Annotated in this window: 15 protein-coding genes; 5 read left to right on the forward strand and 10 right to left on the reverse strand. The window is 68.6% G+C overall.

The window, feature by feature from the left end:
- Positions 1 to 13: 13 nt before the first annotated feature.
- The 5 genes from A37U_RS0130675 to A37U_RS0130695 are packed head-to-tail and all read right to left on the reverse strand — an operon-like array spanning position 14 to position 4,955.
- Complete coding sequence (locus A37U_RS0130675) at positions 14 to 1,132, reverse strand: acyl-CoA dehydrogenase family protein (RefSeq protein WP_020500503.1); 1,119 nt, start codon at positions 1,130 to 1,132, stop codon at positions 14 to 16.
- A gap of 1 nt (position 1,133) precedes the next feature.
- The gene (locus tag A37U_RS0130680) at positions 1,134 to 1,952 is read right to left on the reverse strand and encodes an enoyl-CoA hydratase/isomerase family protein (RefSeq protein ID WP_020500504.1); all 819 of its coding nucleotides are present in this window, start codon (positions 1,950 to 1,952) and stop codon (positions 1,134 to 1,136) included.
- A complete protein-coding gene (locus A37U_RS0130685) occupies positions 1,949 to 2,890 on the reverse strand; it encodes an acyl-CoA dehydrogenase family protein (RefSeq protein WP_040589186.1) in 942 nt (313 codons plus the stop codon). The genes A37U_RS0130680 and A37U_RS0130685 overlap by 4 nt, the downstream gene beginning before the upstream one ends.
- A complete protein-coding gene (locus A37U_RS0130690; protein ID WP_020500506.1) occupies positions 2,887 to 3,813 on the reverse strand; it encodes an acyl-CoA dehydrogenase family protein in 927 nt (308 codons plus the stop codon). Before A37U_RS0130690 ends, A37U_RS0130685 begins: the two co-directional genes overlap by 4 nt.
- A 2-nt stretch (positions 3,814 to 3,815) precedes the next feature.
- Entirely contained in the window at positions 3,816 to 4,955 is a 1,140-nt protein-coding gene (locus A37U_RS0130695; RefSeq protein WP_020500507.1) for an acyl-CoA dehydrogenase family protein, read from the reverse strand.
- A gap of 255 nt (positions 4,956 to 5,210) precedes the next feature.
- On the opposite strand from A37U_RS0130695, the gene A37U_RS0130700 reads away from it, so the two are divergent.
- The 4 genes from A37U_RS0130700 (at position 5,211) to A37U_RS0130715 (ending at position 9,821) form a co-directional block, all read left to right on the forward strand.
- Positions 5,211 to 6,602, forward strand: coding sequence for an MFS transporter (locus tag A37U_RS0130700; protein ID WP_020500508.1), 1,392 nt, complete (start codon positions 5,211 to 5,213; stop codon positions 6,600 to 6,602).
- The gene (locus tag A37U_RS0130705) at positions 6,603 to 8,003 is read left to right on the forward strand and encodes an amidase (RefSeq protein ID WP_020500509.1); all 1,401 of its coding nucleotides are present in this window, start codon (positions 6,603 to 6,605) and stop codon (positions 8,001 to 8,003) included.
- Positions 8,000 to 8,206 carry a hypothetical protein gene (locus A37U_RS0130710; RefSeq protein ID WP_020500510.1) on the forward strand — a complete coding sequence of 69 codons (207 nt, stop codon included), beginning with the start codon at positions 8,000 to 8,002 and terminating at the stop codon, positions 8,204 to 8,206. Before A37U_RS0130705 ends, A37U_RS0130710 begins: the two co-directional genes overlap by 4 nt.
- A gap of 88 nt (positions 8,207 to 8,294) precedes the next feature.
- Positions 8,295 to 9,821, forward strand: coding sequence for a class I adenylate-forming enzyme family protein (locus A37U_RS0130715; RefSeq protein ID WP_020500511.1), 1,527 nt, complete (start codon positions 8,295 to 8,297; stop codon positions 9,819 to 9,821).
- 36 nt (positions 9,822 to 9,857) lie between these two features.
- On the opposite strand, the gene A37U_RS0130720 is transcribed toward A37U_RS0130715, so the two are convergent.
- The 5 genes from A37U_RS0130720 to A37U_RS0130735 form a co-directional block, all read right to left on the reverse strand.
- A complete protein-coding gene (locus A37U_RS0130720) occupies positions 9,858 to 11,447 on the reverse strand; it encodes an AMP-binding protein (protein WP_020500512.1) in 1,590 nt (529 codons plus the stop codon).
- A 13-nt stretch (positions 11,448 to 11,460) separates the two neighbouring features.
- A complete protein-coding gene (locus tag A37U_RS0130725; protein ID WP_026197773.1) occupies positions 11,461 to 12,333 on the reverse strand; it encodes a cyclase family protein in 873 nt (290 codons plus the stop codon).
- Positions 12,334 to 12,671: 338 nt separating this feature from the next.
- Complete coding sequence (locus A37U_RS0130730; RefSeq protein WP_026197774.1) at positions 12,672 to 13,373, reverse strand: FadR/GntR family transcriptional regulator; 702 nt, start codon at positions 13,371 to 13,373, stop codon at positions 12,672 to 12,674.
- 371 nt (positions 13,374 to 13,744) lie between these two features.
- Complete coding sequence (locus A37U_RS52065) at positions 13,745 to 13,990, reverse strand: hypothetical protein (protein ID WP_157183123.1); 246 nt, start codon at positions 13,988 to 13,990, stop codon at positions 13,745 to 13,747.
- A gap of 161 nt (positions 13,991 to 14,151) precedes the next feature.
- Positions 14,152 to 14,862, reverse strand: a complete 711-nt coding sequence (locus A37U_RS0130735) for a GAF and ANTAR domain-containing protein (RefSeq protein WP_157183124.1) — start codon at positions 14,860 to 14,862, stop codon at positions 14,152 to 14,154.
- Positions 14,863 to 15,122: 260 nt separating this feature from the next.
- Here A37U_RS0130735 and A37U_RS52070 point away from each other — a divergent pair, with 260 nt between their 5' ends.
- Entirely contained in the window at positions 15,123 to 15,329 is a 207-nt protein-coding gene (locus A37U_RS52070; RefSeq protein WP_157183125.1) for a hypothetical protein, read from the forward strand.
- Positions 15,330 to 15,650 lie beyond the last annotated feature (321 nt).

A 15,650-nucleotide genomic window follows, 5' to 3' on the forward strand; every position in this document is an offset into this window, starting at 1 on the left:
CCGGTCGGCGCGCTCAGGCGCGCAGCCCGAACTCCTGCCGGGCGATCAGCCCGCGCATCACCTCGGAGGTGCCCCCGCCGATGGTCTCCAGGATCGTCTGCCGCCAAAGGAACTCGGTGTCCGTGCCGACCGCAAGCGCCTGCTGCGCACCGAATTCCAGCCCGGCGTGGGCGATATCCTGTGCCAGCGTAGTCCCTGCCAGCTTGTGATAGGCGGCGGGAACCGCGGAAGGCGCGCCGCTGATCACCTCGCCGAGCAAGGCCAGCCCGAGCGCTTCCACTTCGGTGACCCGCACGGCCAGCTGGCCCATCCGGCGCCGCACGACCGGATCCCCGGCCACCCCGGCATCCTCCAATGCAGCCAGCACATCGTGCAGATCGCGCCGCAGCCGCTTCGGCGGGAACTGCACGTGTCGCTCCACCGCGAGTGCCGAGGAGACGACCTGCCAGCCCTGGTCCTGCGCGCCGACCCGATTCGCGGCAGGCACCCGCACACCGTCGAACCTGACCTCGTTCAGCCGCCCGCCGTCCAGCGTCGGGATCGGCGATACCGAGACACCCGGTGTGTCCAGCGGTACGATCAGCACGCTGAGCCCGCGCGACCGGCTGTCCTGCGCTCCGGTGCGACACAGCAGCCAGATGTAATCCGACCAGTGTGCGTTGGAGGTCCAGCATTTGGCGCCGTCGACCACATACTTCCGGCCGTCTCGGCGGGCACGGGTACGCACCGAGGCCAGATCGGATCCGGCGTCCGGTTCCGAGTAGCCGAGGCAGAAATTGATCCGGCCGCGGCGCAGTCCGGCCAGGAACCGGTTCCGCTGTTCGTCCGTGCCGTGCGACATGAGTGCCTTGGCCACCAGACCCGGTCCCATCGGCGGCCGGGCGGCCCGGGCATAGGCCAGCTCGTCCCAGAGAATGAACTCGTAGGCCGGGGAAAGCCCACCACCGCCGAATTCCTCCGGCCAGGACAGGGAAAGCCAGCCCCGTTCGCCGAGCGCCCGGTAGACCTGGCGTACCCCGTAAGCGGTGTCCGTACCGCGGTGGAAATAGCCATTCATCCCACGGAACTCGGTCAGGAATTCGAGCACCTCGGCACGGAAAGCCTCTTCCTCACGCGTGAAACCGAAATCCATGTCAGTCTTCCGTACCGGTGGTCCAGCGCGGCTCCCGGCCCTCGGCGAACGCGCGCGGCCCTTCCTTCGCGTCCGGATGCGCCCAGTGCATCCGCAGCAGCGCCCAGCCGTACTCGCAGGCCTGCGCGTACCCCATTTCCAGCGAACCCCAGATCGCTTGCTGGGAAAGGGAAACCGCGGCCGGTGAGTTGCGCGCGATCGCCTGCGCCATCTCCTCGGCGGTCTCCATCAGGCTGTCCGATGTGGTCAGTTCATCGACCAGCCCGAGCTGATAGGCGCGTTCGGCAGGCATCCGGTAGCTCTTGCCCATCATGGTCATCCGCAGCGCGGACCCCAGTGGCAACCGCTTCGCCAGCCCGATGTTCTCCATCGCGCCGACCAGCCCGACGTTGACGTGCGTGTCCAGGAAACTGGCGTGGTCCACCGAGACCACGATGTCGGCATCCACCACGAAGTGCAGTCCCGCACCGGCCACTACTCCGTTCACCGCGCTGATCACCGGCTTCCACACCCGGTTCTGCTTCGGTGACCAGTAGACCTCATCGGTGAGCGGGCCGGTTCCGGTGCTCATGCCGCCGCGCTCGGCGACCGCGCCGACGTCCGCACCGGTGCAGAAGTGCCGCTCGCCGGAGCCGGTGACGATCGCCGCGCGGATCCACGGGTCGTCGCGTACCTCGCCCCAGATCTCCTTGCACCGCGGCATCATCGAACCGGTCAGCGAGTTGCCCCGGTGCGGGCGGTTCAGGGTGATGTACGCGATGTGGTCACGCTTCTCGAAAAGCACCTCGTCACTGGGCGCCTCGTCCTGCTCACGCATCATGGCCGACCTTTCTGGAAATACCCTGCCAAAACCTGTTCACCGGAGCCGTCGGCATAGCCGGGCGGTGTCGCCAGCGCCCGGATGCGCTGTGCCACCCGGCCGATCGGGCCTTCCACGGAGTAGCCGATCGCGCCGAAACCCTGGTGCGCGGTCAGCGCCGCGCCGACCGCGGCGCGGGAAGCCGACAGCCGTGCGGAGACTGCGAGTACTTCTCCGTCCTCGTGCCCCTCGTCCATGGCGAGCGCGGCCATCATGGTCAGCTTCTCGGCCGAGGTCAGCGCCAGGCCGGCGGTCACGATGGGATGTGCGACCGCCTGGAACGAACCGATCGCCTTGCCGAACTGGATCCGGGTCCGCGCGTGCTCGGCGACCCCGTCGAGCAGCCGCCTGCCCGCACCCCACAGGTACGCCGCAAGCGCGAGATCGGAGAGTGCCCGCGCGGTCGGGACCCGGTCCAGCGCCTGGGCCAGACGCAGCCCGACCCGGCCCCACGGTTCGCCGCCGAGCATCTCGACCGGCTCGACCTCACCGACCGGATCGGCCAGCCACGCCCCGTCGCCATCGGTCTCGATGAACACTCCGGCCAGCGGCGCCCAGGGCAGCAGCGGTCGCTTTCCGAGCGAGACCAGTGCCTTGCCCTGGCTGAGCAGGACGGCCTGTCGCTCGGGCAGCGCATGGGTGGCGAACACGGTCGCCGCGATCGGTCCCGGCGCGGCGGCGCGGCCGAGTTCCGCACAGGCCGTCACGATCTCACCGGCCCCGGCACCCTCACCGGGAACGGCGAGCGACAACAGGCCGAGTTCGGCCAGGCCGTGCCAGAACGGCCAGGGGAAACCCTCGGCAGCACGCACCTGCTCGGCGCAGTGCGCCGCGCAGTAGTCGCGCACGCTCTCCGCGAGCATGCGCTGTTCGTCCGTTCTGCGCAGCGAGACGCTCATGACGCCCTGCCCCACCGTGCGGCGACCACGGCCCGATCGTGTCCCCGGCGGCCGCCGAGCTCGGTACGCAGTGTCTGCATGCGCAGCGTCCACAGATGCAGGTCGTGTTCGGTGGTGAGCCCGACCGCGCCCATGATCTGGTGCGTCTCCCTGGTGACCCGGCCGAGCGCGGCCATCGTGTGTGCCGCGGCGACCGCGGCCGATTCCGCCCGGGCGCCGGAAAAGGCGGCCTCGTAGACCAGCCAGCGCGCTCCCTCGACGGCCACGCTCAGCTCGGCAAGCCGGTGCTGCAGGGCCTGGAACGAGCCGAGCGCTCTGCCGAACACCTTGCGGTCTTTGGCATAGGTGACTGCGATATCCATGGCTTGGCGCATCATTCCCACTGCTTCCGCGGACACTCCGACCCGCCACCAGTTCATCATGGCCGCAGCCGTTCCCGGGCCGAGCTCACGGCTTTTCCGGGATACCGGCCGGGCGAGCGGATAGCCATAGGCGGAGGGCACCGGTTCGGCCGTGTCCGGGTCGAGTTCGGCGAGCACGCAACGCGGCCCGTCGGCGAGCAGCATCCGGGTGGCCTGCGCGCCGTAACGGATCGGGCCAGGGTCCCCGGCGACGGCGAGCACCACCGGGCCTTCCGGCGGTTCGAGTCCGAGTGCGGGCAGCACCAGCATGCGCGGCACCGGGGTGACCGCGCCGAGCCGCATGGCGATTCGTTCCACCGCGAGTGTCGCGTCCAGCGGACCGGCTTCCTCGGCACCGAACAGCTCCTCGAAACCGCCTTCGCGCAACGCGGCCTCCAGTTCCCGGTCGTAGGCGCCGAGCTCGGCCAGTTCCCGGCTGCGCTCGGTCCCGGCATGCCGGTCGAGCAGGGTGTCCAGGGCTTCGAGCAGCGCGCGCTGGGTCGATGAGAGTTCGAAATCCACGGCTAGTCCTTCGGCAGTTTCAGGATGAGGCGGGTGATCAGGTTGAGCTGGACCTCATAGCTGCCCGCCGCGATTCCCGCGCCGAGCGAGTTGCGGAACTGGGCGTCGCCGAGCTCCCCTTCGGCGAGTGCCTCGCTGCCGAGAACATCCACGGCCAGGTCCCCGACCGCCCGCTCGGCCAGCACCATCGCCGCGCGCGCCTGGTTCGCCAGTGGCGAGGGTTCCTTCGCTTTCGCGCGTTCGTCGATCACCCGGTACACCAGTACCCGTGCCGCCTCGCACTGTGCGCGCGCCGCGCCGAACTGTTCCTGAATGCCTTCGTCCCCGAACAGGCCTGCTTCGCGGCACCGCTCGGCCAGCCGGTCGAGCACCAGAGCGGCCCGTGCGTAGCGCGGTGCTCCGACCCGTTCATAGGCGAGGGTGCGCCGCACGATCCGCCATCCCTCGTTCTCCTCGCCGAGCAGACACTCGGCCGGGATCCACGCGTCGGTGAGGAACAGTTCATTGAACGAATGCTCGCCGACCAGCCCGCTGATCCTGCGGACCTCGACTCCCGGTGTGTCCAGCGGCAGCAGGAAAACCGAGATCCCGGCCCGCCCGGACGCGGTGGAACCGGTGCGGGCCAACAGGAAGCAGTAGTCCGCGACGTTCGCGTACGAGGTCCAGATCTTCTGCCCGTTCAGCACGAAACCGTCCCCCTCGCGGACCGCCCTGGTGCGCAGTGCCGCGAGGTCGGTTCCGGCCTCCGGTTCGGAGAATCCCTGACACCAGAACACTTCGCCGCGCGCGATCGGCGGGAGCAGTGTGCGGCGCTGCTGTTCGGTGCCGTATTTGATGAGCGCCGGTCCGACCCAGTTCACGTTCATGTACTGGGGACCGCGCGGTTCACCGCGCTTCCACATCTCCTCACCGAGCACGAAATGCTGCCAGGCACCCTGGCCGCCACCGCCGTATTCGGGCGGCCAGTGCGGGGTCAGCCAGCCTTTGTCGGCCAGCTTGCCGACGAACGCGCGGGAGAACTCGCTGTAGACCGCGCTGCCGAGTCCGGTCTCGGAACGCTGCCAGTCGGCGAGCTCCCGGTCCAGGAACGCGACGAGCTCACGACGGAAGGCCGCGTCCTGCTCGCTCCAGGCGAACTCCATCAGGTCCCCCCACCCGGCCAGTTGTTCCTTCGGCTCATTCCGGCAGCTCCCCTCACGGAGACGATATCCAATTCAGTACACTCTATTGTTCGTTCCGTCGATCGACAAGACCGCACCCAGTGCGCGGACGATCACACGCGCCACTCTGTAGCCACAGGCTTTCGCGGTACGGCAGTCGATTCGCCTGTCTTGTCAGTACACGTTAAAGAGGATACTCTTTTAGCCAAGGGTGAGGGTCAGGACACGGAGGTCCCGATGGTCGAACAGGAACCACACCTGCCGGAGCCGTCTCCGCCCGCCACCGATGGCCGGCAGCTGCGCAAGGTGACCCTGTCGAGCCTGCTGGGCACCGTCATCGAGTACTACGACTTCCTGATCTACAGCACGATGGCCGCCCTGGTGCTCGGCGACCTGTTCTTCCCCTCGATGAATACGGCCATGTCGACCATTGCCTCGTTCGGCACTTTGGCGGCCGGCTACGTGGCTCGCCCGCTCGGCGGCCTCGTCTTCGGACACTTCGGCGACCGGCTCGGCCGCAAGTCGATGCTGATGGTGACGATGACGCTGATGGGCGCGGCCAGCTTCCTGATCGGAGTGCTGCCCACCTATGGCTCGATCGGCATCGCGGCTCCGCTGCTGCTGGTCCTGCTCCGGGTGATCCAGGGCCTCGCCGTCGGGGGCGAATGGGGCGGCGCGGCGCTGATGGTGGTGGAACACGCCGACTCCCGGCGCCGGGGATTCTGGGCGGGCATCATGCAGCTCGGTTCGCCACTCGGCTCGTTCCTGTCCACCCTGGTGCTCACGCTGGTCACATTGCTGCCCCAGTCCGCCCTGCTGTCCTGGGGCTGGCGACTGCCGTTCCTGCTGAGCGCACTGCTGCTGATGATCGGGCTCTACATCCGGCTGCGGGTGACCGAGAGCCCGGTGTTCCGGGCCGCGCTCGCCGAGCGGAAAGCCACGAAGCAGCCACGGGTTCCCGCCCTGCAGGTGCTGCGCCATCCGCGTGCGCTGGTGCTCGCCTGTGCAATCGGCATCGGACCGTTCGCACTCACCGCGCTGATCAGCTCGCACATCCTCGCGTATGCCAAGGGACTCGGCTACGAGACCGCCGATGTCGCGCGGGCGCTGCTGCTGGTGGCGGCCGTCGGGATCGTGTGCATCCCGCTGTTCTCCGCGCTCTCGGACCGGTTCGGGCGCCGTGCTCTCGGCCTGACCGGCGCTCTCGCCACGGTCGCCTACGCATTCCCGCTCTACGCCATGGTCGACAGTGGCTCCGTCGCGGCACTGACCATCGGCCTCATGCTCGGGCAGGTGCTGCAGAATCTGATGTACGCGCCGCTGGCACCCATGCTCTCCGAGATGTTCGGCACCGGCGTCCGCTATACCGGTGTCTCACTCGGCTACCAGCTGGCCAGCCTGATCGGCGCCGGCTTCACCCCGCTGATCGCCAGCAGCCTCGTCGCGGCGACGGGCGGGTCGAGCGTGCCACTGAGCATCGTGGCCACGGTGGGCGCCGTCATCACCATCGCGGCGATGGTGCTGCTGTCCGAGACCCGTGGCCGCGATCTGACCGCGGTCCCGTCCACACCGACCGAGGACGAACGGTCCACAGTGGACGGTGCGAGCGGCTCCGCGCGGAGGAGCTGAATGCGCACGACGATCGCCGAGGCCGCCGCGGCCCTGCGTTCCGGCGCGACCACCGCGGTGGAACTGCTCCGGTCCCGCCTCACGGCCGCGGATGCGCACGACACCGACCTCGGTGTCTACCTGTCCAGGTTCGACGACACCGCGTTCGCCGCGGCCGCCCGGGCCGACGCCGAGCTCGCCACGGGGCAGGATCGCGGTCCGCTGCACGGCATTCCCTTCGGGGTCAAGGACTGCATCGCCGCCGAAGAGGGCACGGTCACCGCGCAGAGCACGGTACCGGGCGCGGCCCTGCGGCAGGACGCTCCCGTCGTGGCACGGTTGCGCGCGGCGGGCGCGGTACTCACCGGCAAGACCACCATGATGGAGTTCGCGATCGGCGCACCGGATCCGGACGCGCCGTTCCCGCTGCCGCGCAATCCGTGGCACACCGCGCACTACACCGGGGGCTCCACCTCGGGCTCGGCCAGCGGCATCGCGGCGGGCATGTTCCTCGGCGGGCTCGGCACCGACACCGCGGGCAGCATTCGCTATCCGGCGGCGGCCTGCGGAGTGACCGGGCTCAAGCCGACGTTCGGCCTGGTACCCAAGAGCGGCTGCATCCCGCTCGGTGACAGCCACGACCACGTCGGCCCGCTGGCGGCGACCGCGTGGGACTGCGCCATGATCCTCAGCGTCATCGCGGGCAGCGCGCCGGACGACCCGAGCTCGACCGGCCGCGGATTCACCGCCCGCGCCGGGCACCGGGGACGCCCGCTGGCCGGTCAGCGCATCGGTCTGACACGGTTGCCGGGCGGGAATCCGGACGTCTGCCCCGAACTCGGGCCCGCGCTCGACGCGGCGGTGACCGAACTGCGCGCGTGCGGCGCCGAAGTCGTGCCGGTGGAGCTGCCCTGGTACGAGGAACTGACCTGGGTGGCGCGGCTCGGGCTGGCCGCCGAGGCGTTCGCCTACCACGCGACGGGGCTGCGCGAGCACTGGTTGGAGTACGGCCCCGGGACCAGAATGGCCATCGTGCGCGGATCGCTGATCTCGGCGGGCGATTTCGTGCAGTTGCAGCGCGTACGCCGGGCAGGTCAGCGTAAGCTCGCCGAGCTGTTCACCGGTGTCGACCTCGTGGTGACACCGACCTCGACGCACGGCGCGCCCGAGTTCCGGCGGCTGTGCACCGACGGTATGGCGGAAACGGCCTTCACCGCGTACTGGAACGCGGTCGGCAATCCGGCGGTGTCGGTGCCCATGGGGTTCACCGCCGAGGGGCTGCCGCTCGGGATGCAGATCGCGGGCAGGCCGTTCGAGGACGCAGGCGTTCTCGCGGCCGCCGATGCCTACCAGTCGCGCACCGACTGGCACCGCCGCTCGCCCGCCCTGTCCGTTGCCGCAGTCGAGGAATCGTCCCGATGAACACCGCCCCTTCGGACATCGTCCCCGCCCTGCTCGCCGCCGCGGGGCTGACCGTCTCCGCCGAGGAACAGGCGCGGCTGATCGCCGAGTATCCGGCCTGGAGGGCACGGATGGACACGCTGTACGCCCTGCCCGAGGCCCGCTACGAGTCACCGGCACCGGTGTTCGGCGCGCAGCCCGGCCACACGAGCGAGCGCCCATGACACCTTCCTGCCGCGCCGGCTCGGCCACACCGCCTCCCGTTCGGGACGGGAGGGCATCATGGAACGGACCCGGAAAGGAGCGACGCCCGTGGGCAGTGCACTGACGGTCCCGGACTGGTTGCGCACCATCGGCGACCAACCGCACGGGGCGAACCGGCGCGCCCTGCTCGACGAGTGCGGTGAGCTCACCTTCACCGAACTCGTCGACGCGGTGGACGCGGTGAGCGCCGGGCTACGCGAGGCCGGGCTCCGGCCCGGCGACCGCGTGGTCACCGCGATGCGGCCATCCATCCCGCACCTGGTGGCCATCCTCGGCGCGATGGCGGCCGGAATGGTGGCCGCACCGCTGAACATCCGGCTCACCGCACCGGAAGCGCGCACCTACCTCTCCGCCCTCGAACCCGCGGCGCTGCTCGCCGACCCGCCACACGCGCAACTCGCCCGCGGGACCGGTTTCCGGACCATCGAGCTGGCATCGGCCGCTCGTGCGCTGCCCATCGCGCAGCGGCTGGCACCGGTACACGGCGGCCCGGCCGAGCGTTACCTGCCGGATGAGCAGGACCTCGCGGTGATCTTCGGGACCGGCGGAACCACCGGCACCCCGAAGGGGGCGGTGCACACGCATCGAAGCCTGTGGCTCTGGCTGAACACGTGCGTGCTCGGCAATCCCCGGAGCCTGAACGATGTGGACCTGTTCTTCTCGCCCTTCTTCCACATCACCCTGGGCACCAACCTGCTCGCCCCGCTGATCGCCGGCGGGCAGGTGTGGATCCAGTCGCGTTTCGAAGCCGCCACGGCCCTCGCGGCGATCGACCGTGGCGCCAGCAGGCTGATGGGTGCGCCGACCATGTTCGAGGAGATGCGCGCCCGGCCGGAGTTCGCCACCAGCAGCCGCGAGCACGTCACCGCGATCCGGTTCGGCTCCGCGCCGTCCACCGGTGAGTTCGTGCGCGGGCTGCTCCGCGATTTCCCCAACGCGCGGATCCGCGCCGGGTTCGGAGCCACCGAGTTCGGCTCGGTGCTGGGCTTCGATCACGAGGACCTGCTCGCCGGGCGGTTCACCGGCGTCGGCAGACCGCTGCCCGGGGTCACGGTGCGGATCCTCGGTCCGGACGGCGAGCAGGTGCCGCCGGACACCGTCGGCGATCTGGTGGTGTCCTGTCCCTGGCAGACCAGCGGCTACTACGGCCTGCCCGCGGAAACCGCCGCGACCTTCCAGCCCGACGGCGTGCACATCGGCGATCTGGCCTCGCGGAGCGCCGAGGGCTGGGTGCACATCGCGGGCCGCCGCAAGGAGATGATCATCAGCGGTGGAGAGAACGTCTACCCACGTGAGGTGGAGGAAGTGCTGCTGCGTCATCCGCGGGTGACCGACGCCATCGTCTACGGCATGCCGGACGAGCACTGGGGGGAACGGGTCGAGGCGGGCATCGTCGCCGCGAACGGTGCCCCGCCGGAACTCGACGAGCTGCGCGACTACTGCCGCGCCGAACTGGCCGGCTACAAGATCCCGAAAACCTGTCGGCTGCTGACCGAGATCCCGTTGACGGCCAACAACAAGCCGGACCGCCGGACGGTTCGCGAACAGGCGCTCGCCGGCCACGGGAAGGGCTGACCCTCCGGCGCTCGGCCGCGGTGCCGCCTGAGGAGGTCAGTCCACCGCCTCGCGCAGCACTGCCTTGCGGATCTTCCCGGTCGAGGTCTTCGGCAGCGCCCCGAAGCGGATCTGCTTGGGCACCTTGAAATGCGCGAGACGGCCGCGCAGCCAGCCGATCAGCTCCGCCTCGGTGACCGCACTCGCCTCGTCGGCGCGCACGAACGCCACCGGCACCTCGCCCCACTTCGGATCGGGTCTGGCCACCACCGCCGCCTCCGCGACCGCCGGATGCGCCAGCAGCACCTGCTCCACCTCGATCGAGGCGATATTCTCGCCGCCGCTGATGATCACGTCCTTGAGCCGGTCGCGGACCTCGATGTAACCGTCCGGATGGCGGACCGCGACATCCCCGGTGTGCAGCCAGCCCCCGGTGAACGCGGCCGCGGTGGCTTCCGGGTCGTCGAGATAGTGCGACATCACCGTGTTCGAGCGGATGACCAGTTCGCCGAGCGCGCTGCCGTCGGCCGGGACGTCCTCGAACGCCTCGGTCACCACCCGCGCCGATTCCACGTTCACGGTGCGCACACCCTGCCTGGCCATCAGCGCCGCCCGCTGCTCGGGCTCCTGCGAGCGCCACTCCGGTCGTGGCACGCAGACCAGCGAGGGCCCGTATGTCTCGGTCATCCCGTAGAGGTGGACGATCCCCACACCGAGCCGGGACATCTCCTCGATCGCGGTCGGCGAGGGCGCCGCTCCCCCGACCGCGAACAGCACCCGCTGATCGAACGGCGCACCCTCCTGGGCTCCACGGTGCTCGACAAGCGAGTCGAGCACGACCGGGGCCCCGCACAGGTGCGTGATACCGGCTTGCCGGATTACCTCGAGCGCGTGCACCGGATCCACCTTGCGCAGCGCGACATGCCGGGCCCCCGCTGCGGTCACCGCCCACGTATAGCACCAGCCATTGCAGTGGAACATCGGCAGCGTCCACAGGTAGCGCGAGTCCGGCCGCAGTCCCGCGGAGACCACCTGGCCGAGCGCGTTGAGGTAGCCGCCGCGGTGGGTGTAGACCACGCCCTTCGGACCTCCGGTGGTGCCCGAGGTGAAGTTGATGCTCAGTGGCTGCCGTTCGTCGCCGGGCAGCCGGAGCGGCGCCGGTGTCGCCGTGCGCAACCAGCCGGTGTAGCCCTCGGTGTCCACGGTGTCCTCGGCCCCGATGGTCACGACCTCGCGCAGCGAGGTCACCCGCTCCCGGATCCCGGCGACCCGGTCGGCGAGCGTGTGGTCGACCACCAGCACCTTCGCCCCGGCCAGCCCCAGCACCAGTTCGTACTCCTGCCCGGAAAGCCGGGTGTTCAGCGCCACCAGCACGCACCCGGCACCGGGGATCCCGTAATGCGCTTCGAGCAACGGAAGATCGTTGGGGGCGAGCACCGCAACCCGGTCCCCGGCCACCAGGCCGAGCTCGATCAACCTGCCCGCCAGCCGCTGCGCCCTCTCCAGCAGCCCGGACCAGCTGACCTGCGCCCCGGCGCCGGTGCGGACGCCGATGTCGTCACCGCCGATATCGGCCGCGCGGTGCAGAAAGCTCAGCGGACTCAGCGGAACCTCGTTCGCCTCGGCGGGATCGTGCACCCGGGGCATGCTCACCTCCTCCTCACACCACGGCCACGGGGCGCAGCGGGGATCCCGTGCCACCGCGTACGGTCAGCGGAAGACCGAGGAACAGGAACGTACTGACCCCGTTCGCGGACAGTTCCTCGCAGTTCACCCATTCCATGATGTGCACACCGTGCTGCTGCAACAACAGCACATGCACCGGAAGTGGACTGCCCGGCACCGTCGATGGCCGCACCTCGAACGCTACGGTGTCCGCGCCGACATAGCGAACGCCGTGGGAAACGAGCCATTCCGCCCCGTCCAGCGCCACCCCGCTGCCCGCGCTGTGTTCGTCGATCTTTTTCATGTCCGGCCAGTACTTCATTTGCCCGGTGCGGACCAGGACGATGTCCGAGGGACCGATCGTGACGCCGGCTTCCTCCGCTGCCAGCCGCAGGTGTTCCGCACCGATCGCGAAGTGCGGCGCCAGCACGTCCGCACCGAGCGCGCGCGGCACGTCGAGCAACACCCCGCGGCCGATGATGGGCGCGAGCTCCGAGGCGTCGCCGCGCAGCGCACCGTAGTCGCCGAGCGCGGTGGCCGAGGACTGTCCGCCGTGCCACTCGTCCTCGCTGCCACAGGTGACGTGGCAGAGGGCGTCGATGTGGGTGCCGGTGTGCAGCGTCCCGGACACCAGCTCCGAAACATACCCGACCTCCACCTCGTTGTCCCCCCTGTCGGCGAACGGGAACCGGCCCTCGTTGCGCTGCCCCTGCGGGGAGTTGTAGGTGACGACCTCGAAGCGCGGGTACCCGCCGAACGACGGCATGTGCCGCCACCAACCGGAGGCGAGTTCGTACACCCTCCCCTCAGTGGGGACGCCGAGACCACGCAGCACATCCGCGGCGGGTGCAGGGTTCTCAGGACTCATCGGGATCTCCTTCGCACGAGCCGATCCGCGGCACCCCCGGACGCCGGCCGAGGCAGCCGTGCGCAGTACCGCACCCCGGGACGCCCGGTCCGGACGGCCAGGTTTCCTCCGCATCGCCGTGCGGCAGTCGCCGGTAGCCCGGCCGCGACCTCGAACCTCTCTTCGTCACATCCTAAAGAGTATACTCTTTAGGAGACAAAATCGAGTACGATCATAAGGATCATCAACCGATTCAGCCCATCCAAACGAAAATCTGGTCAGCCGCGAAACCTTCAGGGCAAGAAAGAGTGTACCCTTTACCGTAAAGGTGTGCCGATACGTCCAGCACGGCGGTGCCGTCACAGCAGCCGGGCGATCGCCTGCAGATGCCGCCGCATGCGGTACTGGCCGAGCGGAGCGTCCCCGGCGATGATCGCGGCGACGATCGCCCGGTGCGCCTCGTGGGACTCGACGGCGGCCTCGTGCTGCCCCTCGCTGTCGGCGCCGCCGGTATCCCATTCCTGTTGAACGATTTCCTGGTCGAGTTGGGTCAATACCTCGACGAACAAAGTGATCGCCGGATTTTCCGCGAGTTCGGCGATCACCCGGTGCAGATTACGCGCATGCCCACGCGTGACACCCTGCTCGATAAACTTTTCCTCGACACGCAGGGCATCTTTCAGCAGCACGATTCCCGATTCGGTGAGATTCTCCGTCGCCTGCACGATGCCCGCGAGTTCGAGCGCCGTGCGAGCCTCGAAAAGCTGCTCCCGGGTCACCTCGGCATGCCGCAGATAGACCCTCGCGGCGTTGCGCACCACGCCGGGATCCGGTTCGGTCACCACCAGGCCACCGCCCGGCCCCCGGCGCATCGTGGCCATCTGCTGGTATTCGACAAGCCGGACCGCCTCCCGGAACACGGCCCTGCTCACCGAATATCGCTCGATCAGCTCGCTCGCCGAACCGAGCACCGAGCCGGTAACCCAGCCACCGGAAATAATGTCCTTTTCGATCTGCTCGGCGACCTTTTCCGCGAGCCGCTGATTGGGTTTATCGGTCACCGCCGGTTCCACCGATCCTTCGCCGGCCATTGATCGACCCCCGTTTTACCGTACGTCCGCAGGCTCACCGATTCTGTCCTGACCACCATAGCTCATGATCGATTCGAACCGCGCTGTCCACTTTCCCGCGCAGCGAGCCAGACACCGGAACGGCCGGTGCGCCGACCCACACACTGCAACCGCGCGGTGGCCCCGCCGCGGGTCAACCCTTCGGTCACCGGACAACCGATCCGGAACACAGCGCCGGGCACCGCGGCTGCGTGGCGATTTCCGAACAGGGGACCCACGAATGGAGCCAGGGTCGCCTTCTCGTGCGAGCCGCTATCTGGACAGACCCACCGAGCGGATCAGAGTCTGTCTCGGACGGCGTCCTACTCGGTGTCGGGGCGCCGGCGTCGTTCAATCGGTGCCGATGTGCGAGCGCGATCGGTTTCGGCGTGGCTGGCCCGTTCTTCGGACTCCCGAAGTACCTCTTCAGCCATGGACTCGGCGGTCTCCTCGTCGGGGACGACCTCTGTTTGATCTGCGTAGTCGGTGTCACCGGGGTGCTGCTCCTCGGGCAGGAGGTTCGCACGCTGTCGGATTCGTTGTTGATCGGGCTGATCAGGAGTCGACATGGAGACACCTCGCGATCTTGTCCACGGCAAGCGGCGGTCGTCGGTCATTGTCGCATGGCCGTGTCCGGGCCAAAGCAGCTCCTCGGTGTCGAGGGACCACGTCTGCCCGGGCCGTTGGCAACCGACGAGCCCGGAGAACTGGTGAACGAACGTCGGTGAGGTCAGTCGGTGTTGGTGTCGTTGTCGGCGACGAGCCATCGTGCGACATCGATCAGTTTTACGTTGCTGTCCTGGGAGACTCGGGACAGCATGGCGAAGGCGCGGTCACCGTCGATCTTCTCTCGATTCATGAGGATCCCTTTCGCCTGGCCGATCAGATCCCGGTTGGTCAGCGCCGCACCCAGGTTGTGCTGGTTCATCGCCTCGGCATAGGCCACCGCGGCGTGTTGGGCGAACAGATGCCCGATCACCTGGGATTCTTGTCCGAACGCGTGGGGTCGATGGGCGTACAGATTCAACGCGCCGAGTGTGTCGTCACGGACGTAAAGCTGGAATGACAGCGTGGCGTGGACGCCGAACTCGACGGCGTGTTCGGCGAAACGCGGCCAGCGAGGGTCATTCGTCATATCCGCGATCTCGACGGTCTGCTCTTCGCGGAGCGCGCTCAGGCAGGGCCCTTGGTCCAGCTCCACCTGTAACGCATCCAGCCTGGTGGCAAGTTGATTGGTCGGCGCATCCGAAACGATCTGATGACCGGCAACAAGTGAAATCCCGGCTTCGTCGGCGCCCGGCACGGTCGTGGCCGCGAGCTTGACCATACCTTGAATGGTCGCGCCCCGGTCGGGCTGCTCGTGCAATTCGACCGCGATCCGCGCCATCGTCTCGGCCAGCTCGTGGTCCCGCGGACCAGAGGGGTCTTGCAACGGTTTCATTTCCCTGCCTCATATTCTCCCGATCAGAGCTCCGAACGGACCGGGTCGGCCGCGCAATCGAGAGCGGCAGCCACCGTCGTTCCGGTACTCCTCGCGCTTGTCGTCGCTCACGATGTTACGTGTCTCCAGACGTTGTCGGCCCCACCGGACGCCTGCTATCCGTCGGCCCTGGCCACGACCGGTACTTCCCAGCCGCTGCCGGTCTCGGTCCAGGCGGCGCTACGGGTGAAGCCTACTGCCACCAACTCATCCTCGACCTCATGCGGATCGGTGGGCTGCTGACCCAGTTCGACGGTCCGCGCCGGGATGCCACGGTCGTCTACCACCGTCAGTTCCGCTGCTGCACGCTCGATACGGGCGAGATAAGCCAAAACGACACTCCATTACTCGTCATCATTGCGAACGAAACGGCGCTCTACCCGATAACGGCGGAATCCAAACACGACAGCGCGATCGACGTGTCGTGATCCCCCATCGCCTTTCGGGTTCAGCGGCCACGCTCGGAGGATGATTGTTCGCGGGTCGATGTTCAGCAAGCAGCCGTCAGGGCCACTTCCATCCCGCCATGAACGACGACCCGGCATGGTAACCGGAGCTGCCGCATTTCCTCGGCGGATCCGGATGCTGACGGCACCGGAACCAGCGAGGACCACCTCGCGGATCGGCCACGCGGGCAGGAACGGGCGGCCTGGTATGCGCCGTGGTGTTGCATACCAAGCGAAAGCCTCGTACGGTCGGACACAGACAGGCGGTGAAGCCAACGCCGCATCCGTAAACCACAAGCGACG

Source organism: Sciscionella marina DSM 45152, assembly GCF_000379465.1.
In the GTDB taxonomy this organism is placed as follows: Bacteria; Actinomycetota; Actinomycetes; order Mycobacteriales; family Pseudonocardiaceae; genus Sciscionella; species Sciscionella marina.

Excerpts from the sequence above, each read along its gene's own strand:
- A37U_RS0130675 (WP_020500503.1), bottom strand. The coding sequence starts at position 1,132 with ATGGATTTCGGTTTCACGCGTGAGGAAGAGGCTTTCCGTGCCGAGGTG.
- A37U_RS52065 (WP_157183123.1), bottom strand. The coding sequence starts at position 13,990 with ATGTCGACTCCTGATCAGCCCGATCAACAACGAATCCGACAGCGTGCG.
- A37U_RS0130700 (WP_020500508.1), top strand. The coding sequence starts at position 5,211 with ATGGTCGAACAGGAACCACACCTGCCGGAGCCGTCTCCGCCCGCCACC.
- A37U_RS0130695 (WP_020500507.1), bottom strand. The coding sequence starts at position 4,955 with ATGGAGTTCGCCTGGAGCGAGCAGGACGCGGCCTTCCGTCGTGAGCTC.
- A37U_RS0130680 (WP_020500504.1), bottom strand. The coding sequence starts at position 1,952 with ATGATGCGTGAGCAGGACGAGGCGCCCAGTGACGAGGTGCTTTTCGAG.
- A37U_RS0130735 (WP_157183124.1), bottom strand. The coding sequence starts at position 14,862 with ATGAAACCGTTGCAAGACCCCTCTGGTCCGCGGGACCACGAGCTGGCC.
- A37U_RS52070 (WP_157183125.1), top strand. The coding sequence starts at position 15,123 with ATGCGGATCGGTGGGCTGCTGACCCAGTTCGACGGTCCGCGCCGGGAT.
- A37U_RS0130720 (WP_020500512.1), bottom strand. The coding sequence starts at position 11,447 with ATGCCCCGGGTGCACGATCCCGCCGAGGCGAACGAGGTTCCGCTGAGT.
- A37U_RS0130710 (WP_020500510.1), top strand. The coding sequence starts at position 8,000 with ATGAACACCGCCCCTTCGGACATCGTCCCCGCCCTGCTCGCCGCCGCG.
- A37U_RS0130705 (WP_020500509.1), top strand. The coding sequence starts at position 6,603 with ATGCGCACGACGATCGCCGAGGCCGCCGCGGCCCTGCGTTCCGGCGCG.
- A37U_RS0130685 (WP_040589186.1), bottom strand. The coding sequence starts at position 2,890 with ATGAGCGTCTCGCTGCGCAGAACGGACGAACAGCGCATGCTCGCGGAG.
- A37U_RS0130725 (WP_026197773.1), bottom strand. The coding sequence starts at position 12,333 with ATGAGTCCTGAGAACCCTGCACCCGCCGCGGATGTGCTGCGTGGTCTC.